Source organism: Planktothrix agardhii (genome assembly GCF_904830935.1).
GTDB classification, from domain to species: Bacteria; Cyanobacteriota; Cyanobacteriia; order Cyanobacteriales; family Microcoleaceae; genus Planktothrix; species Planktothrix agardhii.
In genome coordinates, this window is record NZ_LR882952.1 from 2342438 (window position 1) to 2369248 (window position 26811).

The following is a 26811-nucleotide window of genomic DNA, read 5'->3' on the forward strand; positions in this document are numbered from 1 at the left end:
CTATAGTTATCGGGAGGTTTTAGTTTCAATAACTGTTTTTTTGATAATCCAGAAATTTTTTGTGTATCATTGTCAGTATGCAAGCTTTATTGAAAACAAAACAATTGAGCGTATGGCTTTATATACAACAGTCTCTTTTAAATCCGAACTTAATGATAAGGGTTGGCGGTTGACGCCCCAACGGGAAACGATTTTACAGGTCTTTCAGAATTTGCCGAAAGGAAATCATCTGAGTGCGGAGGATTTGTATACTTTACTTAAAAGCCGAGGGGAAGCGATTAGTTTATCGACAATTTATCGCACATTAAAATTAATGGCGCGGATGGGGATTTTACGGGAATTGGAATTGGCTGAAGGGCATAAACATTATGAGATTAATCAACCCTATCCTCATCACCATCATCATTTAGTTTGTGTTCAGTGTAATAAAACCCTTGAGTTTAAAAATGATTCTATTTCTAAAACCAGCATGAAGCAGGCGGAGAAATCGGGGTTTCATTTATTAGATTGTCAGTTAACTATTCATACGATTTGCCACGAGGCTTTACGCATGGGTTGGCCGTCTTTGATTTCTACTAATTGGTCGTGTTCAAAGGTGATCGCTGATGGGCCTTCTGAAATAGACGAAATTGAGTGTCAGTAATCAGTTATCAGTCATCAGTTAACTGATTACTGTTAACTGATTAAAGGCTACCAAATAAAACGGTATCCGCATTAGGGCCATAAAATGCTCTGGCCTGTGCAACAGCTTGTTGGGTTAAACCATCGTAAACTCCATTAATTGGGCCGTTATAAAGTCCTTGGATTCTTAATCGCTGCTGCAACTGTTGGACGCTGCTTGTACCGGAAATAGGGGGAGTTGTTGCTACAAATACGACGGTGCGATTAGGGGTTGCAGAAACAGGTCGAGTATTAAATAAAGAGTTTTGAGTGGTGGGGCCTGCAATCCCGGTTACTGTGACTCCCCGGGATTCTTGAAACCAAATTAAGGCATCTTGAGTTGCGGTATCAAAACAGCCATTAATCGGGCCATTATAATAGTTTAAATCGCGTAAACGCCGTTGAATTTTTCTTACTTGCGGGCCTGTATCTCCGAAAGAAATGATAGATAAAGGATTCTGAATCGGAGCCTGGGGACGTTGAATAATCGGAATTTGATGGGGAATAATGGGCATGGGAGTAAAGGCGTTGCCTGTCCTGACACTCGCTAGATAGAAAGTGGTGGTCGGCCCGACTTGTCCGGTTGCCGTAATCCCATAGGCGCGTTGAAAATTGATTACAGCCTGTTGAGTTGAGCGACCAAATACCCCATCTACTATCCCAGTGTAATATCCTAATCTTTGTAGTTGTCCTTGTAATAACCGGACAGCAGCGCCTTGGCTGCCTAATCGGAGAATATCATCGGAACTGGGATTAGAGGGAATCACCGGAACATTAGAGTTTAAAGCCACTAAAGTGGTGGATGTAGCGACTCCGGTGGCTGGGATTCCCTGGGATTGTTGGAATTGTTGAACTGCAACTGCTGTGAGGGTATCAAAATAGCCTGTAATCAAACCATCATAAAAACCTAGGGTTTGTAACCTTTGTTGCAATGCTTCCACAGCCGGCCCGCGCTTGCCTTCTTGTAAAGTTGTACCGGGGAAAACAGCATCCTGAGCAGAATTAAGGCCGCTATTAAGTAAGGCGAGGGTAGCTTCCGTGACTAAACCCGTTGCCGGAATATTATAGTCCCGTTGCAGTCGAATCACGGAATTTTTAGTGATACTTCCAAAATTGCCTGTAGGTTGTTGGTTAAAATAACCCAGGGTTTGTAACCGTCTCTGTAAATCCGAAACCCCAGGGCCACGATCTCCCTCTCCCAAGCCAATTAAATCCCGATTATTGCCAGTATTGCCAGTATCAAGGGGGGGGCTGATAATGCCTCCTAAGCCCAAAGCCGCTAGGGTTCTGGGGCCAACAATCCCATCGGCTGATAAACCCGCATTTCGTTGAAAGCGAATCACCGCTTCTTGAGTTAGACCGCCAAAATTACCTGTAGCATTGGCATTAAAATAGCCCAATTGTTGTAAGCGCTGTTGAACTTGCCTGACTTGATTTCCCGAATCTCCTCTGGCGATCTCAGCTTGGGCGGTTTGGGCAACAGTTAAAACTGAAACAGCTACAGCTAAAGCCAGAAAGTAGCGGTAGGTTTGACTAGAAAGTTTTTTCCAGTTAACCTGATTTAATCCTGAGAATTGATTACAAACAGGATCTTCATAGGTTAAGGCTAAGGCCAAAAACGCATAGGATTCAATCATGGTTTTTTTGGGGAAACATTATTAATAGACTTTAACCTTTCCAAAAATTAGGTCTTGAAAGATTAGTTTCCCCTATTGTAGATCAGGTTTCAAAGTGAAATTTAAACCCAACCTGCGCGATCGCAAATTAAAGCTACAATCACTGCAAAAGCCGTAATTCCTAAAGCCACCCAAGGACTTTGACCTTGACTAACAGCAAAAGAAGTGGCTACACCCGCGCCTAATGCTGCGGTTACGGCGGACTCAAGGGGATCGCGTTGTGAGTGTTTAGGGTTCATAAGCTAGGGGAAGTTGGATTGACGCCATAGTTTTGAATGGGTTTAACCTATCACCTAGAGCCATAAAGTCTATTGGTTTTCGTCTGAATTGCAATTAAGCGTTAGGTTTAGATACGTTTCTTAATCAATCTGAAGAATTTTTACCCGCAAAGCTTGTATTTTTGTGAAGATATGTTACTATGCCTAGAATTACATCAGCAATTTGTGTACCTGTTTACAAAGAAAATCGCCTGACTATGAACCATACAGCCCAAATGACCAAAAAATTCCTGATTCTTTTAGCAACTGTTAGCAGTGTAGCCGCCCTCGGTGCTTGCGGTCAACCCAGTGCCAATAATACCACCCCTGGACAACCAACCACCGAACAAGCCGCCGGAACTACTGGGTCTACCACAACCCCTGAAACCACCGCCAGCACCGCTTCTCCCTCTCCCGCCACAGGTACAACCGCCAGCACTGCTACCACGACTCCAGCCGTTGCTTCGGAAAAGACTGATACTACAACCAATTTAGTTTCCAACGAGTCGGAAAGCATTGTCCAAATTGCTGCGGCTAACCCCTCTTTCAGCACCTTTACTAAAGCAGTTGAAGCCGCTGGTTTAACTGAAACCCTCTCTGCTCCAGGTGCTTACACCGTTTTTGCTCCCACCGATGAAGCATTTGCCGCTTTACCTGCGGGAACTTTAGAGGAGTTAATGAAGCCTGAAAATAAAGAAAAATTGGCTAAAATTCTCCAATATCATGTTCTACCCACTAAAGTCGCCGCGGCTGAAATTAAACCAGGTGAAGTCGCTACGGTTGAGGGAGATCCCGTAAATTTAGAAGTAGCTGAAGGTAAAGTTACAGTCAATGGCGCCGAAGTAATTCAACCTGATATTAATGCCAATAATGGTGTTATTCATGTGATTAAGGTTGTGATTCTTCCTCCTGGTGTCGGTTCTCCTACTACTACATCCCCTGAAGCAACATCTCCTACTACTACATCCCCTGAAGCAACATCTCCTACTACCACACCTACTACTGCCCCTCAATAGGATTTCAGGAGTTATTTAATTCGAGATTAATCTATTTTTAGATGATCTCAAAACCCGGTTTCGCCAAAGTTACCGGGTTTTTTAGTGATCAAAATCAATATCCAATTTTAACTGAGTTGCATTGATTTATTTTTGTTTTTCGGCGGATTTTAAGGATATCGGATGTCAACAACCTGAAACCCAAGAAACTGGGTTTGGTGCAACAATCCTTATATCCTCACCCAGATTTAAGGAAGAAACCCGGTTTCTGAACTCCCTGTTGAGGTATAATTGAACAAGTTAGGTATAATTGTTGTTAGTAATACTTCTAACCTAAATGGGTTAGCGATCGCTAATTCGCTTGTATAATTTAGTAATTATGTAGTTTAGACCGGGAGCATTGCGAGTTGAGGATCGGGGGAAACGGGTTCAAAATGCAAGACAATGATTTGCTCTGGACGCAACCCAATTGATTCATAAGTGCGACCCGTGCGATGGTCACTAAATTCGACTTCAAACGCAGCCCCATTTGCCAAAATTTCTACCACTGTTCCCACTTGTCCTTGCCACAAATTATACTGGGGAAGGTCAACGGTGAGAGCGACCACATCTAACAATTTGATTGTTTTGGATTTCATAAACATTGCCTCTATTGATTACAGGGGGTAACAGGTGGTTAACTTGGGAATATCCGAACCCTGCTCGATAATCCAACCACTCCTAAGCCTTGTACTTTTATTTTGCCATTGGACGGTAGAATCGAGGGTGTAACGTTGACCAAACTCATCTAGTCTACCGAGTTGCGCTGCTTGAGTTTTAACAACTTCCAGCAGAATTTGGCGTAATTCTTCCGCATCATCAGCAGTCATCCCCAGAATAGACGAAAACAGCCGGGCTTTGTGCTTACCGTCGTCGTGTTCTAAATTGAGGCAGTAGTCCCGTAGTTTACGAATATCAACCACTGCATTCTCAGCATGGGGAATCAGCATAGAGAAGTATCTAAACCAGTAACCCTAGTTTATCTCGAAATTGAGTCACAGGGTTTGGTGCAACAATCTTTTTATCCTCACCCAGATTTTACGGAGAAACCCGGTTTCCGAACTCCCTGTTGAGGTATAATTTAACCAGATTCATAAGGATGAAAAAGTCAATGATACCATTGCAGATTTATTCTGGTATTGATCTGTACAATAGAAGTGTGGTATTGATCAAACTCAAGGAGAAAAACAGTAATGAACCGTCTAGCAATTGAATATCTAACAGATGGTAATGGCAATCAAACCGCCGTAGTTATTCCGATTGAATTATGGAGAAATATATTACTTCAAGACACTGATTCAATCGAAACAATAAAAGAAAATATTGAGGATTATTGCCTCAATAAAGCAATGGATGAAGCAAAAATAACTCCTCTACTTAGTCGTGAACAAGCGATTGATTTTTTGGCGGAGGATGACGATTAAAAGTTGAATATAGAAAACTCTTTTTAAGAGACCTGAAGAAGCTCAAAAAACAAGAGGTTTATGCGTCTATTTATGATTTAGTCTTTACAACTTTGCCAGAAGCTACATCTGTTCAAGAGTTACCGAATGTTAAAGCATTGGTGGGAACATCAAACCGATATCGTATCCGAATGGGCAACTATCGGATTGGTTTTGAGGTTAATGGAGATCAGATAGAACTCATGCGGGTTCTACACCGTAGGGACTTCTATCGGTATTTTCCTTAAAGAAAACAGTAAAAATAGCAGCCATCCCGATCCGCCAGGGTAATATTAAACTAGACTAACATCAGGAAGTTAAGGTTATGACTAATAGTTCCCAGGACACGCCGACTCAACGGCCTAATCGTTTTTAAAATAATCTCTATCTCCTCTATTTCCCACCCCTAACCATGAACGAACAACGCCTCAACGCCTATCTGACTTTAATTAACAATCTTCTCACCTGTCCTAGCGACGAAGAACTCAAAATATTACAGGACAATCAAGAATTACTGGATCAAGATTTCCTACAGGTTTTATTAGCAATATCCTCACAATTGCAGGGAGCCGGAAGACAACAGGAAGCGGAACTTTTAATCAATTTAGCAGAAGAATTATCGGCTTTTATGGGTAACACTAATTCCTCTGAAGATTATTATAACTTTTTAATGAAAGTTTTGCAAGCCGTTTTAGAAAGTCGAGGGAATCCTCAAATTGTTTATCCCCTATTCCAACAAAATCTCGATAAACTTGATGAAAATTTAGTCTCTATTTTAAAAAACAGGGTAACGGCTACACTTAAAGAACTTTCCCTAGAAGCTGCTATCTATATGGCCGCAGTTATTACGGAATTTGGTAATTTAATCCTACAGTTTCCCCTGGGAAGCCGAAAGAACAATTTAGAAATTAGTATTGCAACCTCTCAAGCTACTTTAGAAATTTATACCCGTGAAGCATTTCCTGAACAATGGGCAGGGACTCAAAATAATCTAGCTAATGCCTATAAGGATAGAATCAAAGGGGAAAAAGCCGAGAATATTGAAAGGGCAATCAGATTCTATCAAGCGGCTTTAGAAATTATAAACCGTGTAGCATTTCCTGAAGATTGGGCAATGATTCAAAATAATCTGGCTAATGCCTATTCTAATAGAATCAAAGGGGAAAAAGCTCAGAATATAGAACAGGCGATCGCAGCCTACCAATCGGCTTTAGAAATTAGAACCCGTGAAGCATTTCCTAAACAATGGGCAACCACTCAAAATAATCTGGCTCTTGCCTATTCTAATCGAATCAAAGGGGAAAAAGCCGAGAATATAGAACGGGCGATCGCAGCCTACCAAGCTGCTTTAGAAATTAGAACCCGTGAAGTTTTTCCTGAACAATGGGCAGAAACTCAAAATAATCTGGCTGTTGCCTATTATTATCGAATCAAAGGGGAAAAAGTTGATAATATTGAACGGGCAATAGGAGGCTATCAAGTCGCTTTAGAAATTTATACCCGTGAAGCATTTCCTGAACGATGGGCAGACACTCAAAATAATCTGGCTCTTGCCTATTATTATCGAATCAAAGGGGAAAAAGCAGATAATATTGAACAGGCAATCGCAGCCTTTCAAGACGCTTTAGAAATTTATACCTGTGCAGCATTTCCTTACAACCTGATTTCCGCCTCACCCAAAAGGTTGAACCCATGCCCTTTAGCGATATTCAAGCCTTGACGGGGGACAATACCGCGATTTTGGAATGGTATATTTTAAGCGATCGGTTTGTGGTATTTATTGTTACTCCATCCTCCTCGCCGAGCAGGAGAGGGGATGGGGGAGAGGTCAAACTCTGGCAGTCCACCCCCGAAGACTATAACGCCCTGACAGCATGGGCTGGCGACTACCTCACCGCCTACCGAACTGATAAAAAACAATGGCAAATCCATAACCAGAATAACTGTATCAAAAAAATCTTGTAAAAACTTGCTCCTATCTTCCGAAGAAATATATCGATCAAATTTTGGTCGTGCTAAAACTTGTTCTAATTCAGCCCAAATTTCAGGAGACATTAAAATATTGCCTGAATTTTGAGCCTTACGGATAGCTAAATCTGGCTTACTTTCAGGTAGTAAAACTGCACTGATAATAATATTTGCATCAAAAATAAATAGTTTATCCTTCATCATCCTTTAAAATATCTTCTAAAATCTCTGGGGTTAATCCTTTTGCAACGGCTTTTTGACCAATTTCGCTCATTGTTTGTCGTAATTTATTAATAGCCACTTTTCGGGATAACGTTTGACTTTTCAATAAAAACGCAATTCTAGTTTCTATTTGATTAATTCTAATTCTAATCAATCCCCATCTAAAATATTCACTCATCCGGGGATATTTGCCTTTTTATTGAGTGTAACTATCACTTTAGTTACGGGATTATTAACTGCCAAATATTTACGCTGTAGACGCAGGAAATTACCTAATAATTGATCGATATAATGGGCACCAATTGAAGAAGGGCTAAAGCCCAACAACGCCCAACAACGCCCAACAACTAGGAAGATTGCTGTGCCTAAGAAAAAACCGGAACCTTTTCAACTATTATGTTATTAAATTCCAAAGATAAATTATCCCCTTGGCGATGGGCTTCCCAAGTTCCCGATGATAACCGACTAATTTGCCATTGTCCCTGAATATAATTTTCATCCTCAGATACCGTCCCCGTATAACTAACTGTATCGGGAGAAGTCGTTAAATATTGTTTGGTAAAACTCACCCCTCGACCCATCACAGCCCCACTAATTTGAGCTTCTCCCAAATAACCCTCATCTAAAATATTCCCGGCTAAGGAATTTCCGCTCTGAATAAATGTTACTTCAAAACGAGTAGGAACTCCCTGTTGCCAATAGGTTCCTAGCCAGTTTCCACTAAGATCAGTCATATTTGATATTTAATATAAGTTATTAATATCCTGAAATACCGCCTCTAAGAGCGAGGACGGGAGATTTAACTAATCAGCTTGAGATTCTAAACGAATCATTCTCCCCTGATTATCCGTGCGATAAACCCAGGTTTGGCTGCCATCGGAAACCATCACCCGCCACCCTTGAACTAACATTTGACCGCAGATTTCATCGGTTTTAGCCAGTCCTAAACAGGTATCTGGCCAAGTTTGTTGACGGGCTTCTACAATTTTAATATCTTTAGTCATCACCTCCGATTCCTGGGCGACGGTTTCCCGAATTTTTTTGTCTACGGTCGGAGGTAAAACTTTAGCCGCATTCGCTATATTAACTGCCCATTCAGGATTTAAAGGATTTTTTGCATAGATAACCGGAATGGTTTTGGTTGACTGTCCTTGATGTTTAAATAAGGGATTGGTTGGCCCCCGATAGGTCGGGGTATTCGGAGAAACAGCAGTCGATTTTTGCGGTATTTCCCATAACCGTTGGTTTTCCATCGGACTAGGTTTTTGGGTTACGGTAATCGAGTCCGAGAGTACCGCTTTGCTGTGAACTAAGGCAGATTTCAACAAGGTTGAGTCAGATTTTAAAGCTAAAACCCCAGTCAACATCAACGCCAATACAAACGGGCGGGGCTGCTTCTTGTTCACCTTGGAGGTCGCTTTTTGGCGACTGTTGGAGTGGTTGGATTTCATGAGGAAGCATCCACAAATACAGAACAATTGATGGCAAAGATGACCCAGATTGCTGAAAATTTGTTTCAGGCAACCGCCGTATCCTAACATACCCATCCCCGATTCCCAATCTAGGAAGTACAACGATCACCAGACCTGATAGTTTAAGAATAGAATCAAAAATTTAGGAGTCAATCCAGATGGACATTTTGTTAGAAGGGGGATCGGTCTTACGCGATCGCGATTATACTTTAATTATTGATAGTAGTCAAAGTATGGCGACTATTGAAAAATCTAAAGGCAAAAGTCGCTGGGATTTAATTCAAGAGTCGATTTTAGCCATCGCTAGTTACTGTGAACAATTTGATCTTGACGGCATCACCTTATATTTATTTTCCGATCAATTTAAGCGCTATGAAAATGTCACCTCTGACCGAATTATTTATCTTTTTCAACATCATCAACCCTCGGGAAAAAATCGTTTATCTCCGGTATTAAAAGATGCGACAGATCACTATTTTGGACGACGGGCAACGGAACAAACTAAAGCCAATGGTGAAACTATTATTATTGTGACTTCGGGAGAAATTGAAAATCCCACCGATCTTAGACAAATTATTATTGATGCAGCCAATCAATTAAGCCGAGATGAAGAATTAGCTATTGAACTAATTCAAGTGGGTTCTAATGCTGATGTAACTACCTTTTTTCAGGGTTTAGATCATAATTTACAAAGTCAAGGAGCTAAATTTGATATTTGTAATACCATTACCCTATCGGATTTAGATTCTATGAGTTTAACCGATGTGTTGCTCAAAGCCATTGTTGATTAGAATTGGGTAAATTGGGTTGGCAGGATGCCTCGGCTGTATTATCCTGATAATTTTATGATTTTTAAAGGTTAGTAATTATAATGGAATCTTCCTCAAAAAAATTAGTATCTCAATCAATTAAAACCTTAGATTCTATTTTAATTGATGAAAAATTGCCCCCATCAGAACGGGCAACCGTTGCCTTAAAAATCCTAGAAATGGCTCGGACTTTTGCACCGGAGACTCCTCCGGCTTCAGAAACTCAACCTATCCCAATACGTAAACTTAATTTTACCGCCCCCAAAATATTTTTACATCTAGCCGCCTATCGAGATTCCGAACTAATTCCTACCTTAAAAGATGCTTTAAAAAAAGCCCATCGCCCCGAAAAAATTACCTTTGGTATTGTTTGGCAATTTATCCCCGGAGAGGATGAAAATATTACCGGAAAAATTCAGGAATTTCCCTGTAAAATGATCGAAATAGATGCCCGACAATCCCTCGGTGTCTGTTGGGCAAGATCGATGGGTCAACGCTTACTTCATGATGAAGATTTTATCTTACAATTAGATAGTCACCATAGATTTGTTGAGGGTTGGGATAGTTTATTATTGAAACAACTCGCCCAATGTCCTAGCCCCAAACCCATCCTTTCTGCCTATACTCCCCCCTATATTCCCCCCGATGAAATTCCCCCAGGATATCCCAGTACCCGCTTAACCGCCCATCATTTTGATGACCATGGGATTTTGAGTTTTGTCGCCGGAGAAAGTATAGCTTCCTATTCTGAACCCCAGTTAGGAATGTTTCTCGCCGGAGGATTTATTTTCGCCCCTCGACAATTTTATTTAGAAGTTCCCTATGATCCTTTCCTCTATTTTAGAGGGGAAGAAATTACCCTATCAACGCGAGCTTGGACAAAAGGATGGGATATTTTTTATCCCCATCAAATTACCATTTATCACTATTATACTCGCACCAATGCGAAAAAACATTGGGATGTGGATTCTGAATGGTTCAAATTAGAACAAAAATCCCGAGAAAGAGTTAAAAAAATATTAAGAATTAATCCCTTAGAAGTAGAAAGTTTAGAAATTTACGATATTGGAAATATTAGAACTCTCGAAGAATATCAAAACTTTTGTGGTGTCAATTTCCAAACCCAGGAAATATCAGAAACAGCTTCTAAAGGAATTCCCACAAAATCTTTATTGTTGTCATAAACAAGCTTGGGAGTCTGGAAACGAGCGTGTCTTCAGACGGTGAGAGTGTCAACGTTACACTGCAACACCAGTAGTAGCTTTCTACGGCCTTCTATCCTATATATAGGTTAACCGCCCAGCAATGGATGTCTGGCGACCCCATCCTGATAGACATAATTCAGGGGCGGCAGGGGGTGAAAAAAAAATTTTGTCAAGACTATTGCAACAATTGTTTACATTGTGTTATATTAATTTACATAAAGCCAAACAAGGATTCAAGATGATCACAACTCGCGGACAAATCATTGAAGATGGTGGACGGGCTAATGTATATGCCGTTGAGCCCAAAATGTATGTCGATGATGCCCAGCAGTTTGGCTTCAGCGAATACGCCGAAAAACTGAATGGTCGGTTAGCAATGATTGGATTTGTTTCGGCATTGGCTATGGAAGTCCTGACTGGACATGGATTGATTGGCTGGCTAACAAGTCTATAAAAACAATATTGTCAAGATATTTTGTACTGATTAATTTCTATTATTTTGGAGAATTGCCATGAAAACTGACTTTAACTTTCCTAACTACTACTTACTAGGCCCGGTTGTATTTAGACCTAGTTTTAATACTCCCTCTGAAGTGATCAATGCTAACCAAGCCTGGTCATTGTTCTTTACCGCAGGTCAAGAAGATAAGGCGCTAGGATTTAATCAAGAATCAGGTCGTTTCTTCACAAACTTATTGATTGCTGTAGGTGTTGCCGGGGCTTTAGGAGCAATAGTTTTTAGTAATATTGCTTAAATTATTAACGATTTTGTGTTCCCTATCTAATCATATTTATTAAGTCCTGAAAATTATATTTTCGAGGGCTTTTTTTGTGAAGGGAATATGAGTTTTTATAGTACCTTCCATTATCTGGCACAAACCTTGCAAAAATTCCGTCCTCAAGTTATAGTGCAAGCCATCCCTGTAATTTGTTCTCCCTTGGTGGCGGTGGTGAGTTTGGATATTCCGTCGCTGACCGAAAAACAATCCTGCACCGGGCGGATGTTGTGGTGTTGATCAAATTTATTTCTGTTTATCAGCAAGTTCGGGAAGTCTTAAAACCGTATAATTTGCTAAAACAGACCTATATAGTAGAACGGGCGACGCTACCTAATCAAGTGATTTATAATGGGTTAAGCGATCGCCCCCATTTTCGTTTATCCTGTTTTTCGATCCTGATTGTCAAAACCCAACCCTGAGTCATTCCTATTTAAAATTAAAATTTATTATGACGGCTTCGACAACATCCTTTACTGAATTTGTTCCCTCCACCTTTCGCCAACCCGTTGTCCTGTGTGTGTTGGCATCTTTAGGGGTGCATGGGGTGTTTGCGGCCAATATTCAATATCTTAGTTTCTATTCCCAATCAGTTAAACTCCCTCCCACAGTTCAAGTGGTGGAACTTTCCCCCGAACAAATTAGTGGTGTTTATCCAGCCGCCCCCTCTAAACTCTCCTTCACTCCCTTAAATTCTCTCTCTCCCTCTTTATCTATTCTTCCAGTCCCAACCATAGATAATATTATTCCTCCCCCCGCACCGTCAGACTTCATGCCGGGGGCATCCCTCCCCGTATGGCCCACTAATATTCCCCTACCGCCACCGAGTAATTCCACCGGTTTACCAACCTATCGTTTACCTACGGTTAGTTCCCAGGGGTCTAATTCCAATAACCTGAATTCCGGTTCTATTGGATTTTTGCCTAACTCTAGTCCGTCTTTATCCTTTATTCCTGGCCCACCTTTAGGCTTAGGTAATTCCAATGTTCCCCCGGCTGAAGTTCACGGACAAGCCAAACCACAGGGGAATTTGCCTCCTAGGGATGAATTAGCCTTGCGACAACAGTTAATCCGAGAATTGGGTCAGGACGTTAATTGTCCACCAATGTTTAATAATGGCAATTGCAGCCCTTCTTTAAATCCAAACAATAATCCGAATCCTCCGGCCAATACCAAACCTCCTGAAAATAATCCCGATGTTCAATCAAAAGATCCTCAAGGTTCAATTTTGGCGGGACTTCAACAGGGTTTGCAAGAGGGAGGAGGGGCTAAAGCCCAACAACCAGCCCAACAACCAGCCCAACAACCAGAAACTCCTGAAGGTGTTGTCAGTGAGCAACAAACGGCGATGTTACAAGGAGGAGGGGCTTATTTAAACTGGGTGAATAGTTTACTAACGGACTATCCCAATTTAGAAACTGCGTCTCCGATGGTCGCCAACCGTTTATATCCGGCGGCGGCTTGTGAACAACAGTTAACAGGGAAGGCTTTAATTGGGGTGGTTGCTGGGACAGGGGGAGAAATTTTACGAGGGCCAGAACCCTTATTAGCTACGGGTTATCCGGTTCTCGATAATGCTGCGATTGCCGCCGTTCGAGAAATGACCTTTGACCCGAGTAATTCACCCAAGGCCTATCAAATTCAATTTCAGTTTAACGCTCAGGAGAATTGCAGAACCGTTGATAACCAGACTCCCAAATCTCCTAATCCTCCAGCAACCGCTTCTCCACCTCCAGCACAGTCCTCTCCTCCGAGTTCAGAAACCCAAAAACCACCAACTAATCCCGTTGAACAAAAACCCCCGGAGTCTACCGAGTCAACTTCTCCACCTTCGGAAACCCCAGACCCTCAGCCCAAATCTAACTCAGAAAGTGGAATTTAAGACAAATGGACAAAAAAAGAGAGGAATTTGCTTCCTCTCCTTTTCTACTTCTCCGATTAACTTACCGAAAACCGAAATTAGGCTTTTTTGTTGGCGTTACGTTTGGCTGCACCGAACAAACCACCGACGGCCATCAGTCCTAAGATGGTAGAGGGTTCGGGAACTGCGGCGGTTGTACCTGCCTTGCTCCAAGAATAGACTCCACTGTAGGATTTGCCAGCAACATCGTCAAGGGCGACAAAGCCGGAATTTTCTGCGTTGAAGTTATAGACGTACTCTGATACACCATTGAGTTCAACTTTAACGATTTCACTGATTTGTAAGTTCTGAATTCCGTTCAGAGCAGTAGTGAAGGAATCAACCTGTTGCTTGGCTGCGGTCAGTGTGGCAATTCCGGCGGTCAGTGTTGTTTTTTGAGTGTTTAATGTTGATAGTTGGGTATTGAAGTCATTGAGTGCGCCCTTTTGACTGGGACTCAGACTGTTATAGGGTACGCTTGTTAATGACTTGTATACATTGTTGTTTTGAATCGTGCTGATCCCCTGATTAACAGTAGCGAGGGCAGCATTGGCTTGAGAAAGGGGCGAATTAATTTGGGTGTTGCTATATGCACCAATTAGGGTATTAACTTTTGGCTTGAGGTCAAAGAAACCCAAGGTTTTCATCGACATCGCACCTGTGCTATCTAAGGAGAACTCAGCAATATTGGGATCTCCAAAGCCGACTGAACTCTTAAATACACCTAATGCCACATCTTGAAACACTGCTGATGAAGCACTCCAAACATTTTTCAGAGGTTGATAGGCATTCAACAAGCCATTTAACCATTCCCCTTGGAAAGCGTTGAATTCGGTGCTGGTGACGCTGGATACTTTAGCGGTGTGTTTTCCGGCGGTCGCGGTAAAACCAACACTGGAACTATTGGTTTCATTGGTGTAGTTGAGTTCAACGTTTGTTTGGAGATTACCATCGGTCAGCGCACTGATGGCGGCAACTTCATTTCCTTGAATCCAAAGGTTGTTGCTGTTGTGTGTGTAGGTGGCGTAATTGGTTTCGCTATTGTCAAAGTCAAAAGAGGCGGCTTTTGCCGGGAGACTAGCCACTGCGCTCATTCCCACTGCGACGGAAGTGCCAATTAAGAGTTTTTTTAATGAAGTTGCCATAATCTTTTCTCCAGGAAGTAGAAGGTTTCTTTAGAATTTTTGTCTATCGGTGATGCTGAATCTGATTAAAACCGATTGGGATAGATAGGTTTGTGATTCATGTCACTTCAGACGGTGATTGTTGACTGTGTTTTTTTTAATATATTAAAGTCCCACTTTTAGGGAGGAACTTTAGCACCCTCGTTTAACAGTTAGTCTGGTGAACGCTTTGATCCAGTTGGCTTTGGGTGTTCTTGACTTTATCTATTGCTATTATAAACAATACCCGGGAAATGTCTATAAAACTTTGATGAATTTATCGTTTTTTTTGTAAAGTTAAGGTAAATCTTTAATTCGGGCTTAAATGCTATTACTAAACATCAGTAAATTTACGGAGTTAGGATTTTAAATCGGTTTAAGGCTCCTGAATATCCGTAAATTTACTGAAAAAAACCCTGGTTCTAGGTCATATTGCCAGAGCTAGGGATGGGAAGAAAAGAGGTAGAAACTCAAACCTATCAAGGGTTAAGGTCGGGTCGAGAGGTTTGCAGAAACTCCGCAATCCGGTCTACTGCTGTTGCTAAGACGTCTGGGGGATGAACTAAGGCGAATCGGACATATCCTTCACCGGATTGGCCAAATCCTACCCCCGGAGAGGCCGCGACTCCAGTTTTTTCCACCAGTTGTTGACAGAAACCCATAGAATCCTCTGACCAGGGCTCAGGGAGTTTTGCCCAAATATAGAGGGTCGCTTCGGGTTTTGGGATATTCCAGCCAATAGTCTGCATTCGGTCAATAAAGGTATCCCGCCGCCCTGCGAAAACCGCCATATTCTGGGCAATATGATCCTGTGGCCCGGTTAAAGCTGCGATCGCTCCATTCAAAATTCCTTGATATTGGTTAAAATCAACCACTGCTTTAATCCGGCGCAAAGCCAAAATTAATTCTGCATTGCCAATCGCAAACCCCACCCGAAAGCCCCCCATATTATAGGACTTAGAAAAAGTAAAGAACTCAATGGAAACGGTTTTATTGGGATCGGCTTGTAAAATAGATGGGGCTAATTCGGCAATGGTTTGTTCTCCCCGGGGAAAGACAAAATCCATATAGGGGAAATCGTGAACTAACACTAAATCATGGTTTTGGCAAAATGTAACAGCCTTCTGGAAAAAGGATAAAGGAGCCGTGGCGGAGGTGGGATTATGGGGATAACTCAAGACCATCATCCGAGATTGTTTTAATACGGTTTCGGGAATATCCTCAAACAGAGGTAAAAAGTCATTTTCCGTGACTAAGGGCATCGGATACATTTGACCTCCGGCTAAATAGACCCCGCCCAGATGGGAGGGATAACCCGGATCTTGGAGTAGGGCAAAATCACCTGGATTGAGAATGGCCAGGGGAAGATGGGCCGTTCCTTCCTGGGAACCAATTAATTGTAAAACCTCGGTTTCGGGATCAAGGGTAATACCATAACGATTGCTATACCACTGGGCTACGGTTTCTCGAAACTCCTGAGTATTGCGAAATAATAGATAACCATGGGTACTTGGATCGGATAAAGATTCTTGGATCGGTTGAATAATATGATCAGAAACTGGTAAATCTGAAGAACCCAGGGATAAATCAATTAAGTCTTGTCCTGCCAATATTGCTTTGGATTTGGCTCGATCCATATCAGCAAAAACATTAGAGCGTAGTAGGTCTAAACGATTAGCAAATTTCATAATCAATTACAAAAAAAGGGGGGTTAAAGTTCCTAAGTTCTACCTAGGATTATTATAGACTTAATAGCCACCTAAATAATAAGCATAATCAGGTTTTTTAAGAGCTTTAAAAACTTTTTTTCCCGATAAAATCATAAATACAAATCCACCTGCTATTAAACCAAAAACAGTAAAAAAGACGGAAATTGTATGGGCTAAAGTGTAACCGACTACAATATTCACAAGCAAAGCAATAATTAATGTTCTAAAAATAGCAAAACCTTGATTTAAACTAAATAAAATTAATCCATTAAATAAACCCAGAACAAAGAAAAAATAGCCTAAACAGCCCCATAGTGCTTGCATTATTTCTGGTTGTGTCCAATTGTCGGGTCTAAGAATACCCACAGTCAGAAAAACCGATAGCCCAAAAAATATTATTGCCATGATAATTGCTAACCAATAAAGGAAAAATAACCTAGAGGAAAATTTAGCTAAATTATGAACGGTTAAAATTTTAGATTTACTATACCAATAACTAATAAATATATATCCCAAATACTGCACTAATGGCACTAATATTAAGAAATTTAGCAAGGCTAAATCCATGCCTTTTTGATATTTCATATCTATAGCAAACAGTAACCCAGAAGCAGGATTAATGGTTAAACCCGCCACAATACGGTCAGCAAAAATAAAACTAAAATAGGCTAATCCATAGCCAAAATAAGGGGACATTAAATATACTACCGCACTGAGGCGAGGTAATTGAACGGGAGAACCAGTATCCGTATCTTTGTGTTTAATAAACCAAAATAAAACCAATCCAATAACCACTAATAAGCCGACAAACATTGCCCATATTTGTGCGATTAATGTGCCTAAACCCAACTGTAATCTTAAAAATAGAAACAATACACTTAACCCAATTAAAACTAATGGCCCACTCCATCGGGATAGAATGGAAAGAACGGCTAAAAACATCCATAAAATGCTGAGTAACAGGTAGTAAAATACAGCAATGATGATATAATTATCGGCAAATAAGCTTCGATAAAATCCAAACCATAGGCCGAAGAATCCCAGAAAAATAGTTGTAATAATTCCCAAGGATAATAGGGAAGTAGAAACTCGTTGGGCTTGATGAATTTCACCTAATGTCATATAGAATAGACCTCGGCGACTAATCATTTGCACGAATCCACCTGCTGTGGTCAGACTAGCCATGGTTACTATTGTAAAAAGTGAAGCTAATTCCGGTGATATTACCTGCTTTTTTTCTCCAATACCGAGATATTCCATTGCTAACATCATAATCAACGGCAGGGCATAAACAAAACTTTGAGAAAATTCATTAATAAAAGTTAGAATTTGATATGATATTGTTTTCCAAATATCATCTTTTTTTGTTGGTTTTGGAGAAACGGGTGCATTGTTCAAATATTCATAAACATACTGACCCAAATCCCTAGCATTATCAAAACCAAATTCTGCTCTGATAATTCTATCTGTATAACCAAGGGATTCAATAATAGCAGTGGCTTGCCAATAGTTAGCTAAATGAGGACTAATTTCTTGGACAGCATTAATTAATTCTTGTAGCTTTTCATCGGGATTAATCATAATTTTAATGTTTCAAAACTTCCACTTCCTGTAGCTGGTTTTCTAAATCGGAAACAGGTTGATTTATGAGTCGATAATAACTCTCTAAATGTAAATCTAAAAACCGCCTTTGAGTAAATAAATCCAAGGCGCGATCGCAAGCTCGTTGACCAAATTGGCGACGTTCAGTTTCCGGTAATTCTAATAACTTGAGAATGGCAGCGGCTAACTCTGGGGGGCGACCAGCTTTGACCATTAACCCGGTATCTCCCAGGGCTTCACTGACTCCCCCGACGTCAGTAGAAACAATCGTAGCACCAGACAACATTGCCTCAATCACAGCATAGGGAAACCCTTCCGAAATACTAGACATGGCTACCACATCAGCTTCACTATAAGCACGCCAAGGTTCACTGGTAAAACCCGCAAAGTTGATATTTTTTTCAATCCCATATTTTTCTACCCGTCTTAAACATTCAGCATAATATCCCTCATCGGATGCTTTGCCATAAAAACGAAATTCCACATTGGGAATTTTATCCCGCACAATTGCAGCAGCTTCAATTAAATCTAACTGACCTTTTAAGGGAAAAATTAAACCCATATTCATCACCTGGGGGCGTTCTTTTTGTACCGGGGGTGTAGGATGAAATTGTTCCGGGTCTGCACCATTGTAGATAACTTTTATGTTTTCAGGAGGTACTCCCCACCATTTTTCCCAACGAGCATTATATTCACAAACTGGTGAAACTTGATCGGCAAAATGATAGTTAAGTCTGACCACAGCTTCCACAACTTTATAGAGAAATCGGCGCACAAACACCGAAGGAATACTACGGTTAAGATTAAGATATTGTTCACGAATATTAATCCCATGTTCAGTTAATAGATAGGGAGTTCCCCGTTCCAATTTGGCAATCACGCAGGGTAAACCACAAAATGCCGCGGCTGAGGAATGGGTGATATCTGTGTGGGGAACCGGAATATTAATTGCCAGGAAAAAACGATAAAGTAAACGGATTGCTTCAGCTAATTCATTAATAGTTGGTTCAACTCGCTCCGATTCAATTTGCCAGTTACTACAGGCTAACTGTTGATAAACTGACCAGACTGAGGCGGACATCATGGTTATATGGTAGTCATAATGTAGAAAGTATTTATGAATATCTAACAGTAGTTCGCCCAATTGATTGATGTCTAAATCTTCAAAAAGAATAGCTTGTATAAATTTCTCAAACCTGGGTAAAAATTGAGTGGCGATGACTTTTGGGGTCGTCTGAAATTTACTTCTAATTGCATTAGAAAATGGCGAATGCCAAGAATATTCAACCGGGTCATCTATTCCCCATAGAGGCAATTTTACAACTTGTTTAACATTGGCTGATAAGTTATATCGTAGGGGGAGGTAAGGGTTGGCAACAATGGCAAACAGTTTAAAATCAATTTCTGGGAGTTCTTGGGTTAAGACATGACACCAGGTACTCACCCCGCCTTTGTGGAAGGGATAAGTACCTTCAGTGGTCAAGAGTACAGAAGGGCGGTTTCGGCTCATTGAGGGGATGAATTTTTTACGGCATAGTCATTATAATTTAGATTCCCCCTAAGTTTTGCTGATCAGAGAAATAAACTGTGGCTAACTGACCCGCCAGCAAGTCATTCTTAGTATTTTTAAACTGTAAAATAACTTGATGGTTCAGGTCTTCCGAAGGCAAAGGATTAATTCTCGCAACCGTAGCTTCAAATTCCTGGGTTTTGCCTCCCCCGCCGATTTCGACAATCGCCTTTTGACCCAGATGTAAAGCATTAATTAAACGGGAACTCACGGGAATTTCTACATTGAGATTTTCCATTTCCGCCAGATCTACCACCTTTGTCCCGGCAAAAATTTGATTCCCAACCGCCACTGGTAAATCCACTATAACTCCAGAGCGAGTCGCTGTAATTACTTCTGTCGTTTTAATTTCTGTCAACGTTTCTTCTGGGTCTGACCAGTTAGTTTCTATTGATTCAGATGGAAGTTCTATAGCTCTCAATTCCGCCAACTGTTGTTGAACAATCTGACGTTGTTCGGTTAATTGTTGGTATTGTAACTGAGCTAATTTTAACTTCGCTTTCATGTCCGTTAGTTCTTGTTGCTGTTGATCAACCTCCAGTTGACTTTGCAATTGAGATTGTTTTGTCTGTGCTTCTGTAAAGGTTTCTGAAGCTGCAATCGCCGATTTTGCACTGTCGAGATCCGCCTGGGCTACCTTCATTTCGGCTGCGATTTCTTCGAGTTTTTCCTCAGAAACCGCCCCTTGTTCCCGCAATTCCAGGTAACGCTGGTAGGAAGATTTAGCCTTCTGGTACAGAGCCTCAGCCCGTTCCACAGAATCTTGCCGTTGAGGTAAGGGGACTTGCTGCATCTGGTTTTGGGCAATTTTGAGTTCCGCCTCCGCTTCTGCGGCATTCGCCCGTAGGGGGGCACTATTTTGATCAAAATATTGGATTTTCTGTTCTAACTTGAGGATTTCCTGTTGTTGACCCATTTGTTGTTCTTGCAAATCCATGTCTTTTTGCTTTAAAGACGCTAACTGTTGCTGTTGAGCAATTTTCTGCTGTTGTTTCAAGGCTTGCTGTTGTTGTCGGGCAACTTTTCTTTCTCGGCGCAGGGTTTGTTGTTCTTTTTTGGCTTGTTTTAGTTCCCGTTCGGCTTCGATATTTTTTAAGACTAATAAAGGTTGTCCGAATTGGATTTGATCGCCGATTTCTACTTTGATATCTTCAACGATGGATGAATAATAGGAAGCGATCGCAAATGTCTTTCCAGGTTGGATTTTTCCCGTAAATTTTGTTTTGCCAATTTGGTGATTTTGTTCTGATTTAGTTAAAATCGGTAGGGGTTCCCGCAGACGATAACGCACGAAATAAACTCCGGCGGTGACACTGACAGCCATGATGAATAAAACTAACAATTGTTGCCAGGATCTATCGCCATTCATCCCCTCATTGACAAAACCGACTTCAGATTTAGGATAGGGTTTATTTAAAAAGCTGGGTAGGCTGATGAACGGGGAGTTGCTGTGAGAACCGGAAATTGCTCCGGTTTTAAACAAGGAAACTTTTCCTTCGGGTTCAAAAGAAGAAGGTTGATTAGGAATTCTGGCGTCCATAGCTTTAGGGTGTTTTTAAAGAGTTTTTAAAAAAATTGGTTGATTTATTAACAACAATTGCAGTCATTCAGAAGATTTTGAGAGTGATCTCTCTCAAAATCTTCTGCTGCTTATATTTACAGGTATTGCTGAACGGCTGAAACTAAATTGTCAGACCAATAATGGGCTATGTCGGCATTAATTGCTTCGACCATGACCCGAATTAGGGGTTCAGTTCCAGACGCCCGAACTAAAATCCGACCTTGATTTCCCATGGCTGTTTCGGCTTTAGCGATCGCTTTTTGTAAGGGTTCACAGTGTTGCCAATTACAACGCCGCTCCCGGTCTTCTACTCGCAGATTTTTTAACAGTTGAGGATAGGTGGAAAAACTTTGTTCTCGGAGTTGACTCATGGAATAGCCCGAACGTTGGACTAAGGCGGTTAAATGCAATGCTGTCAGCAAGCCATCTCCAGAAATACCGTAATGACGACAGAGAATATGACCGGACTGTTCGCCCCCTAACATTGCACCTGTCTGGATCATTTCTGCATGAACGTATTGATCGCCCACCGCAGTTCGGATCAACTTCCCGCCTAACTGTTTCCAGGCCATTTCAAAACCCAGATTGGCCATCACCGTTGAAACAATCGTATTTCCGGGTAACTGTTGCTGTTGTTGCAACATTTTGCCCCAAAAGTAAAGAATATAATCACCATCAATTACGCGACCTTGACTATCGACGGCGATTACTCGGTCAGCATCTCCATCAAAGGCGAAACCTAAATCCGCTTGATTTTCCCGCACGGCGGCTTGTAGGGGGGCGAGATGGGTTGAGCCACAGTTGACGTTAATCCGATCTCCATCGGCTTGATTATGCAGACAAATGACGTCGGCTCCCATTTGGGCGAAGGCTTGGGGCGCTAAATTAACGGCGGCTCCCCAGGCTAAATCTAAAACAATCCGCAGACCCGACAAATCGACGGTTGGCAGTAGGGAGTCTTGTAGGGACTGAAGATATTGATTTAATAATTCGGGTCGAGCGTGTTGATATCCATACTTGACAGGATGTTCGGGTTCGTAGCCAATTTTTCCCCCGGCTCCTCGGATGCCAGTTTCGATCTGTTTTTGTAGGGCGGTGGTTAACTTTGTCCCATCGGCTCCAAATATTTTAATTCCATTATCTTCGGGGGGGTTATGGCTGGCGGAAATCATTACCCCACCGATCGCCTCGGAAATGTGAGTTAGATAAGCAACGGTGGGAGTGGGGCATAAACCGAGATACCAAACCTCTAATCCGGTGGCTCTTAAACCCGCAGATAATGATAAGGCTAACGGATTGCTGGAGTTGCGAGAATCCTGCCCAATAATTACAGGCCCTTTTTTCTGATTCTCAGTTTGTAGGATTTTCCCTGTCCAAAATCCGACTTGTTGAGCTAGGGATGGTGTGAGAAGGTCTCCGACTTTTCCCCGAATCCCATCGGTTCCAAATAGGGGTGTTTTGGGTAAATTAACACGAAAACGGTCAATAATACTGTGAGTCGTAGATATAAACATGACTTTTATCCTTTGTTAATATTGTGGTTTTGTTGTATTTAAAGTGATCAGATCAGGCTATGATTTAGCCTTGATTATGAAAAAATTTTTGATTGAATAATGATCAGTGGAGGTTGAGGAGAAAAAAGTTTGTCCTGCGGGCAAGATGCCCGCTAGACATTGATTTAGGATGGTTCCATCCCTTTACTGCTAAACGAAACTGAAAGCCTTACTATCTGTTAAATTGAGGGTTTTATCCGCTTTAACAATAGCAATCAATTCCTTGGAGCCGGAAGTTGTTAACCAAATAGCGGTGCCCGTATTACCACTGAGACTATATCGGGACTGTAATTGATAATTTGAGGCACTTCCGTACAGTTGGATAGTATCGTTATTCAGTTTAAAGTCAGAAATCAGAGCATAATCACCCGATCCGGTATCCTTGTAATAGGCTTGACTTGAATCTCCTAATACAAAGCGGTCTTTGTTCTGACCCCCTGTGAGAACATCAATTTCTTCTTTTCCGGGTGTTGCACTCGTAGAATCGACGCCAATCAGGGTATCATCGCCGTCTCCACCATTGAGAGTATCCTTACCTGCGTCTCCATTGAGGAGGTCGTTACCTGCGTTCCCATTGAGTTTATCGTTATCTGCACCCCCACTGAGTTTATCGTTACCTACACCCCCACTGAGGGTATCGTTGCCTGCGTCCCCATTGAGGAGGTCGTTACCTGCGTTCCCATTGAGTTTATCGTTATCTGCACCCCCACTGAGTGAATCGTTACCTACACCCCCACTCAGGGTATCGTTACCAATACCTCCACTTAATCCGTCATCGCCTAATTGACCCGTTAGTTTGTCATTCCCACCATCGCCATTGAGGATGTCATTCCCATCCCCACCTTTGAGGACGTCATTCCCGCCATCACCATTGAGGACGTCATTCCCTTTTGCTCCTGCCAGGGTCTCATTCCCAGCAGTACCGTTAATTTGATCATTACCGGCAGTTCCTGTAACATTATTATTGGCGCTGGTGACGTTAATAATATTCAAAGGTGTACTGGGGTTAGTAACTACAGGATCATTGGGGTTAGTAACCACGGAGTCATTGACGTTGACAGTAAAAGTATCATCTACGGTTTTGCCATTAGATGTACCTTGAACTGTAATGTTTGCTGTACCGAATTGATTGTTAAAATAGTTCAAGGTCAGCGTATTTCCAGAAATACTGGGGGTAACTAATCCGGTATTGCTGTTAGTTAATACGGTCTTACTAATGGCAGTTTTATCGTTGTCAATATCATCAAATACATTGGCTAAATCAATAGTAGACTGCGGTGCATTTTTAGTAGCAGTCACGTCAGCAATGGGACTAGCCACCGTGGGGGCATCATCGACAGAATTAACATTGACAGTAAAGGTGTCCGTTACTTTTAGCCCATTGGATGTCGCTTCTACAGTAATGTCTGCCGTACCTGATTTATCTTTTAGATAGTTTAAGGTAAGAGTATTGTCGGTAATACTAGAAGTAACTAATGTCTCGTTACTGTTAGTTGTAACGGTTTTGACAATCAGGTTTTTATCGTTATCAACATCATCAAAGACATTGCTTAAGTCGATGGTTTTGCTCGGATCATCTTCCTCGGCGGTAACATCAGTAATAGGATTGATCACCGTGGGGGGTTGATCTTGTGCAACACCAAAGCTAACCTTGGCAGTATGGGAGCCTCCGTTTTTAAAGACCATCTCCAAAATATCGCCGTTAAGGGTGGTACTATCCGCACCCGTTGTTACTACGTCTTGACCTTGGGGAATCTTCAAATCCAGTTTGACCGTTCCCGCCCCGGTAAAGGTATAGTCCAAATTCTGACCGTCGCCCGTAACACTTTCCAATGTTGAGCGCATGGGTAGGTCAATAATCCGAGTCACATCTTGGGGAGTTGTCCCTAAGTTAATCGTAAATTCGCCCCCGGCTTTTGGTAAAAATACCGTGTCTGCGTCGTAGGCGTACCAGTTACTAACGCTTTGGATTTGCTGACCTTTTTCCACATTTAAACCAAAGGTACCGACGTCGGTATTGGTTGCGGCTTCGACTTTAGCGGTAATCGTATTTTCTGTAGTTGATGTAGATATTTTGGCTTTTTCAAATGTTTTAATCCGATTGCTTAAATCGTTGGCGGTGACAAATTCTGCCCCGGCATTATAAGCCTTAGCGATCAAATTGGTAAACATCTGCTCGGTGTAACCAGGTGCCGCGCCAGAGGGATTGGTATTCCAAAGTGTTGGGGCATAATCATGCCAAGGCCAGTGGAAGATGGGCATGGCGGCATGACTAGCAATGTCGTTATATTCTTGATTCCATACAGCTTCTGCTTCCGGTACCGTTTTTTTCTCAAACTCAATTAAAGAGAAGTCAAACTTCATGTTCGGAGCTAAATAAACATAGTCTTCTCCTTTAAAGGGTAAGCCAAAGGCATTCGGATAACCCGCACCAACTCCTGAATATCCCCCACTGACATAATCCAGGTATTTTTTCAGTTCTTGACTGACTTGGAATCCTTCCGGGGCTCCGGGTATGGCTGCACCAGTCACATTAATTCCTAAGTTTTTTTCAATCACCAATTGGGATTGATTAAATTCAAATTCGAGATCGGTGGGGTTGAGGGGATTGGTATCTTCCGGGTGGGTGTAGGAGTGGGTACCAATTTCGTTCCCCTGGGCTAACATATCTTGGTAGTAGGGGCCAGACTTGTTCCAATCCGTGGTTTGGTCTGGGGGATTATTGCCCACATTGATATAGTAGGAACCGACAAAATTATAGTCCTTATTCCATTTGTCTAAAATGGGCAGGAGTTTATCGTAAATTCCATTATTAACGTCAAAGGTTTCCTGAGACTGATCCATGTCATTACGAGAAACAAAGATTCCTTGATCTCGGCTCATATTCAGTCGTACCGTGGGTTCAGCCCCTTTCGCAGACCATTGTAATGCTGGCCAAAGTAGGTTACTATCGGCTAAAAACCCTTCCGTGGCAAAGTGAACATTTCGGCCTCCGGTTTCGGTGGTAATCACTGCCTCGCTATTTTTACCATTGGCAACTAAATCTGCGACAACGGTGGGTTGCTTATTGTCTGTTACACCGTCGCCATAAGTGTTATAGGATATGTTGCTATAGTTAAGAATCGCCTCATTAGCGGCGTACCCTTTCATGACTGGATTAGTTACATCTGTGGCTGTGAGAGTCCCATTCACCGGCCCCCCCCCATCAACCCTGGTCAGGTCTAGGAGTTTCCGCATCCGGCTATAGGAATCTCCGGGTAAAGCATTACCATTTTCGTCGTTGGTGAGGAAATCTCCGGCGGTAACAATCCCAATTTTATAGTCATAAACGGCATCTGATAAGGTGTTTTCAATGGCTTGCAGTTTACTGGTGGGAACGTTGCGCAAGGAAGGAAAGACTAAGCTGTCATAATTAACCAGTTTTGTAATATCGGTTAGATCATCCTCGTTTAAAATATCAAACGGAATTCCAGCCTGCATCGCTTGGGATTGGGCGGACAGAAAGAGTTGAGTATAGGCTTTTTTATCGAAGTATTTGGCTGCGGTGGTGTCTGAATAAACGATGCCTATTTTTTTACTCAGATCCGTTCTTGGGATTAAAACTTTTGGTGCTGAAACCGTATATTTTTGACTGGCATAACTCCCGGGTAAAAAGTCAGTATTGTTAATGTCAATGTAGGCATCGACAGCTTTGGGTGTTCCCTGTAATTGGCTCACGGGAACGGCAAATTCTACGATTTTTTTGTCGGGATCAAAGGTATAATCGAGGTCGGAAACTTTAATTCTTGGATTAGTTTCGTCCTCACCCCCAGTGTAAAGAGCCGGGATACCATTACTATCAAAATTGACGTTATATTCGGCTCCCCCTGCCCAGCCCCAAATTTTATAGCCGGTACCGATGTTCTGGTCTGTATTCAGCCATAAAGTGGTATTAGCACCAATGGTCGTACTATCTGCTTTGAAGGCAAAAACATAAGTATCTCCTTCATATTTGCCGTAAATTTCATATCCGGCTTTCCCTGTCCCTGAGATGGAATCTAAGCGATCATTCTGTGTCCAATCCGTTAGATTTCCGTCAACGTTAATATTTCCATATTGGTTTGTCATGATGACTCCTATATTTTTGATAAAAAATGGCTACTCAATGAGTGACTAATCAAAGATTAGTCATATTCATCTGGTGTGAATTTGCAGGGAACTCGTCCCCCAATCTGATTAAAGAAAGAGGGAAT

At 41.8% G+C, this 26811-nt stretch carries 26 protein-coding genes and 1 pseudogene; 12 read left to right on the top strand and 15 right to left on the bottom strand.

Annotated features, from left to right (window positions below):
• Positions 1-112: 112 nt before the first annotated feature.
• On the top strand, positions 113-643 hold the full coding sequence (locus tag NMG88_RS10885; RefSeq protein WP_026788461.1) for a ferric uptake regulation protein: 531 nt from the start codon (positions 113-115) through the stop codon (positions 641-643).
• A gap of 40 nt (positions 644-683) precedes the next feature.
• On the opposite strand, the gene NMG88_RS10890 is transcribed toward NMG88_RS10885, so the two are convergent.
• Entirely contained in the window at positions 684-2297 is a 1614-nt protein-coding gene (locus tag NMG88_RS10890; RefSeq protein ID WP_254035415.1) for a peptidoglycan-binding domain-containing protein, read from the bottom strand.
• Between the two features lie 101 nt (positions 2298-2398).
• Positions 2399-2575, bottom strand: coding sequence for a hypothetical protein (locus NMG88_RS10895; protein ID WP_162832333.1), 177 nt, complete (start codon positions 2573-2575; stop codon positions 2399-2401).
• Positions 2576-2754: 179 nt separating this feature from the next.
• On the opposite strand from NMG88_RS10895, the gene NMG88_RS10900 reads away from it, so the two are divergent.
• Positions 2755-3609: a fasciclin domain-containing protein gene (locus tag NMG88_RS10900; protein WP_227350951.1), complete on the top strand. Its 855-nt coding sequence runs from the start codon at positions 2755-2757 to the stop codon at positions 3607-3609.
• Between the two features lie 365 nt (positions 3610-3974).
• Here the strand turns inward: NMG88_RS10900 and NMG88_RS10905 are convergent, their stop codons facing one another.
• Positions 3975-4226, bottom strand: a complete 252-nt coding sequence (locus NMG88_RS10905) for a DUF4926 domain-containing protein (protein ID WP_042155318.1) — start codon at positions 4224-4226, stop codon at positions 3975-3977.
• An 18-nt stretch (positions 4227-4244) separates the two neighbouring features.
• Complete coding sequence (locus tag NMG88_RS10910) at positions 4245-4577, bottom strand: DUF6883 domain-containing protein (RefSeq protein WP_042155316.1); 333 nt, start codon at positions 4575-4577, stop codon at positions 4245-4247.
• 243 nt (positions 4578-4820) lie between these two features.
• Here NMG88_RS10910 and NMG88_RS10915 point away from each other — a divergent pair, with 243 nt between their 5' ends.
• The 3 genes and pseudogenes from NMG88_RS10915 to NMG88_RS10925 all read left to right on the top strand — a co-directional run bounded on the left by NMG88_RS10915 (position 4821) and on the right by NMG88_RS10925 (position 6789).
• Positions 4821-5051 (top strand): hypothetical protein, encoded by a 231-nt coding sequence (locus NMG88_RS10915; RefSeq protein WP_214559158.1) that lies wholly within the window; start codon positions 4821-4823, stop codon positions 5049-5051.
• A 14-nt stretch (positions 5052-5065) separates the two neighbouring features.
• Positions 5066-5317, top strand: a pseudogene (locus NMG88_RS10920) (type II toxin-antitoxin system RelE family toxin); the annotation flags it as partial.
• A gap of 164 nt (positions 5318-5481) precedes the next feature.
• The gene (locus NMG88_RS10925) at positions 5482-6789 is read left to right on the top strand and encodes a tetratricopeptide repeat protein (RefSeq protein ID WP_254035416.1); all 1308 of its coding nucleotides are present in this window, start codon (positions 5482-5484) and stop codon (positions 6787-6789) included.
• A 35-nt stretch (positions 6790-6824) separates the two neighbouring features.
• Here the strand turns inward: NMG88_RS10925 and NMG88_RS10930 are convergent, their stop codons facing one another.
• From NMG88_RS10930 to NMG88_RS10945, 4 genes are all read right to left on the bottom strand, one after another.
• Positions 6825-7241 carry a PIN domain-containing protein gene (locus tag NMG88_RS10930; protein WP_254035417.1) on the bottom strand — a complete coding sequence of 139 codons (417 nt, stop codon included), beginning with the start codon at positions 7239-7241 and terminating at the stop codon, positions 6825-6827.
• Positions 7228-7437 carry a hypothetical protein gene (locus NMG88_RS10935; protein WP_227365211.1) on the bottom strand — a complete coding sequence of 70 codons (210 nt, stop codon included), beginning with the start codon at positions 7435-7437 and terminating at the stop codon, positions 7228-7230. Before NMG88_RS10935 ends, NMG88_RS10930 begins: the two co-directional genes overlap by 14 nt.
• A gap of 187 nt (positions 7438-7624) precedes the next feature.
• Positions 7625-7993, bottom strand: a complete 369-nt coding sequence (locus NMG88_RS10940; protein WP_026794944.1) for a hypothetical protein — start codon at positions 7991-7993, stop codon at positions 7625-7627.
• Positions 7994-8062: 69 nt separating this feature from the next.
• Entirely contained in the window at positions 8063-8710 is a 648-nt protein-coding gene (locus NMG88_RS10945) for a hypothetical protein (RefSeq protein ID WP_158442903.1), read from the bottom strand.
• Positions 8711-8889: 179 nt separating this feature from the next.
• On the opposite strand from NMG88_RS10945, the gene NMG88_RS10950 reads away from it, so the two are divergent.
• The 7 genes from NMG88_RS10950 to NMG88_RS10980 all read left to right on the top strand — a co-directional run bounded on the left by NMG88_RS10950 (position 8890) and on the right by NMG88_RS10980 (position 13403).
• A complete protein-coding gene (locus tag NMG88_RS10950) occupies positions 8890-9522 on the top strand; it encodes a VWA domain-containing protein (RefSeq protein WP_042155313.1) in 633 nt (210 codons plus the stop codon).
• Between the two features lie 80 nt (positions 9523-9602).
• The gene (locus NMG88_RS10955; RefSeq protein ID WP_254035418.1) at positions 9603-10724 is read left to right on the top strand and encodes a UDP-N-acetylglucosamine-transferase; all 1122 of its coding nucleotides are present in this window, start codon (positions 9603-9605) and stop codon (positions 10722-10724) included.
• 259 nt (positions 10725-10983) lie between these two features.
• Positions 10984-11199 carry a chlorophyll a/b-binding protein gene (locus NMG88_RS10960; protein WP_193869469.1) on the top strand — a complete coding sequence of 72 codons (216 nt, stop codon included), beginning with the start codon at positions 10984-10986 and terminating at the stop codon, positions 11197-11199.
• A 58-nt stretch (positions 11200-11257) separates the two neighbouring features.
• Complete coding sequence (locus NMG88_RS10965; protein ID WP_235751749.1) at positions 11258-11500, top strand: hypothetical protein; 243 nt, start codon at positions 11258-11260, stop codon at positions 11498-11500.
• An 87-nt stretch (positions 11501-11587) separates the two neighbouring features.
• Positions 11588-11761 (top strand): hypothetical protein, encoded by a 174-nt coding sequence (locus NMG88_RS10970; RefSeq protein WP_235751748.1) that lies wholly within the window; start codon positions 11588-11590, stop codon positions 11759-11761.
• Complete coding sequence (locus tag NMG88_RS10975; RefSeq protein WP_235751747.1) at positions 11755-11943, top strand: SAM-dependent methyltransferase; 189 nt, start codon at positions 11755-11757, stop codon at positions 11941-11943. Before NMG88_RS10970 ends, NMG88_RS10975 begins: the two co-directional genes overlap by 7 nt.
• A 29-nt stretch (positions 11944-11972) precedes the next feature.
• Positions 11973-13403: an energy transducer TonB gene (locus tag NMG88_RS10980; RefSeq protein ID WP_254035419.1), complete on the top strand. Its 1431-nt coding sequence runs from the start codon at positions 11973-11975 to the stop codon at positions 13401-13403.
• Between the two features lie 77 nt (positions 13404-13480).
• On the opposite strand, the gene NMG88_RS10985 is transcribed toward NMG88_RS10980, so the two are convergent.
• The 7 genes from NMG88_RS10985 to NMG88_RS11015 all read right to left on the bottom strand — a co-directional run bounded on the left by NMG88_RS10985 (position 13481) and on the right by NMG88_RS11015 (position 26686).
• Positions 13481-14566 carry an NF038130 family PEP-CTERM protein gene (locus tag NMG88_RS10985; RefSeq protein WP_235752250.1) on the bottom strand — a complete coding sequence of 362 codons (1086 nt, stop codon included), beginning with the start codon at positions 14564-14566 and terminating at the stop codon, positions 13481-13483.
• A gap of 497 nt (positions 14567-15063) precedes the next feature.
• Complete coding sequence (locus NMG88_RS10990; RefSeq protein ID WP_254034691.1) at positions 15064-16272, bottom strand: LL-diaminopimelate aminotransferase; 1209 nt, start codon at positions 16270-16272, stop codon at positions 15064-15066.
• A gap of 60 nt (positions 16273-16332) precedes the next feature.
• Positions 16333-17874, bottom strand: coding sequence for an MATE family efflux transporter (locus NMG88_RS10995; RefSeq protein ID WP_026794949.1), 1542 nt, complete (start codon positions 17872-17874; stop codon positions 16333-16335).
• Between the two features lie 4 nt (positions 17875-17878).
• A complete protein-coding gene (gene pelF / locus NMG88_RS11000) occupies positions 17879-19405 on the bottom strand; it encodes a GT4 family glycosyltransferase PelF (protein ID WP_227350946.1) in 1527 nt (508 codons plus the stop codon).
• A gap of 37 nt (positions 19406-19442) precedes the next feature.
• Positions 19443-21005, bottom strand: a complete 1563-nt coding sequence (locus NMG88_RS11005; protein ID WP_227365218.1) for an HlyD family secretion protein — start codon at positions 21003-21005, stop codon at positions 19443-19445.
• 116 nt (positions 21006-21121) lie between these two features.
• Complete coding sequence (gene glmM / locus NMG88_RS11010) at positions 21122-22540, bottom strand: phosphoglucosamine mutase (RefSeq protein WP_227365220.1); 1419 nt, start codon at positions 22538-22540, stop codon at positions 21122-21124.
• Between the two features lie 189 nt (positions 22541-22729).
• The gene (locus tag NMG88_RS11015) at positions 22730-26686 is read right to left on the bottom strand and encodes a polysaccharide deacetylase family protein (protein ID WP_254035420.1); all 3957 of its coding nucleotides are present in this window, start codon (positions 26684-26686) and stop codon (positions 22730-22732) included.
• Positions 26687-26811 lie beyond the last annotated feature (125 nt).

Bases quoted from the DNA above. Each gene is read 5' to 3' on its own strand.
- NMG88_RS10885 (WP_026788461.1), top strand. From the start codon at position 113: ATGGCTTTATATACAACAGTCTCTTTTAAATCCGAACTTAATGATAAG.
- NMG88_RS10890 (WP_254035415.1), bottom strand. From the start codon at position 2,297: ATGATTGAATCCTATGCGTTTTTGGCCTTAGCCTTAACCTATGAAGAT.
- NMG88_RS10895 (WP_162832333.1), bottom strand. From the start codon at position 2,575: ATGAACCCTAAACACTCACAACGCGATCCCCTTGAGTCCGCCGTAACC.
- NMG88_RS10900 (WP_227350951.1), top strand. From the start codon at position 2,755: ATGCCTAGAATTACATCAGCAATTTGTGTACCTGTTTACAAAGAAAAT.
- NMG88_RS10905 (WP_042155318.1), bottom strand. From the start codon at position 4,226: ATGAAATCCAAAACAATCAAATTGTTAGATGTGGTCGCTCTCACCGTT.
- NMG88_RS10910 (WP_042155316.1), bottom strand. From the start codon at position 4,577: ATGCTGATTCCCCATGCTGAGAATGCAGTGGTTGATATTCGTAAACTA.
- NMG88_RS10915 (WP_214559158.1), top strand. From the start codon at position 4,821: ATGAACCGTCTAGCAATTGAATATCTAACAGATGGTAATGGCAATCAA.
- NMG88_RS10925 (WP_254035416.1), top strand. From the start codon at position 5,482: ATGAACGAACAACGCCTCAACGCCTATCTGACTTTAATTAACAATCTT.
- NMG88_RS10930 (WP_254035417.1), bottom strand. From the start codon at position 7,241: ATGATGAAGGATAAACTATTTATTTTTGATGCAAATATTATTATCAGT.
- NMG88_RS10935 (WP_227365211.1), bottom strand. From the start codon at position 7,437: ATGAGTGAATATTTTAGATGGGGATTGATTAGAATTAGAATTAATCAA.
- NMG88_RS10940 (WP_026794944.1), bottom strand. From the start codon at position 7,993: ATGACTGATCTTAGTGGAAACTGGCTAGGAACCTATTGGCAACAGGGA.
- NMG88_RS10945 (WP_158442903.1), bottom strand. From the start codon at position 8,710: ATGAAATCCAACCACTCCAACAGTCGCCAAAAAGCGACCTCCAAGGTG.
- NMG88_RS10950 (WP_042155313.1), top strand. From the start codon at position 8,890: ATGGACATTTTGTTAGAAGGGGGATCGGTCTTACGCGATCGCGATTAT.
- NMG88_RS10955 (WP_254035418.1), top strand. From the start codon at position 9,603: ATGGAATCTTCCTCAAAAAAATTAGTATCTCAATCAATTAAAACCTTA.
- NMG88_RS10960 (WP_193869469.1), top strand. From the start codon at position 10,984: ATGATCACAACTCGCGGACAAATCATTGAAGATGGTGGACGGGCTAAT.
- NMG88_RS10965 (WP_235751749.1), top strand. From the start codon at position 11,258: ATGAAAACTGACTTTAACTTTCCTAACTACTACTTACTAGGCCCGGTT.
- NMG88_RS10970 (WP_235751748.1), top strand. From the start codon at position 11,588: ATGAGTTTTTATAGTACCTTCCATTATCTGGCACAAACCTTGCAAAAA.
- NMG88_RS10980 (WP_254035419.1), top strand. From the start codon at position 11,973: ATGACGGCTTCGACAACATCCTTTACTGAATTTGTTCCCTCCACCTTT.
- NMG88_RS10985 (WP_235752250.1), bottom strand. From the start codon at position 14,566: ATGGCAACTTCATTAAAAAAACTCTTAATTGGCACTTCCGTCGCAGTG.
- NMG88_RS10990 (WP_254034691.1), bottom strand. From the start codon at position 16,272: ATGAAATTTGCTAATCGTTTAGACCTACTACGCTCTAATGTTTTTGCT.
- NMG88_RS10995 (WP_026794949.1), bottom strand. From the start codon at position 17,874: ATGATTAATCCCGATGAAAAGCTACAAGAATTAATTAATGCTGTCCAA.
- pelF (WP_227350946.1), bottom strand. From the start codon at position 19,405: ATGAGCCGAAACCGCCCTTCTGTACTCTTGACCACTGAAGGTACTTAT.
- NMG88_RS11005 (WP_227365218.1), bottom strand. From the start codon at position 21,005: ATGGACGCCAGAATTCCTAATCAACCTTCTTCTTTTGAACCCGAAGGA.
- glmM (WP_227365220.1), bottom strand. From the start codon at position 22,540: ATGTTTATATCTACGACTCACAGTATTATTGACCGTTTTCGTGTTAAT.
- NMG88_RS11015 (WP_254035420.1), bottom strand. From the start codon at position 26,686: ATGACAAACCAATATGGAAATATTAACGTTGACGGAAATCTAACGGAT.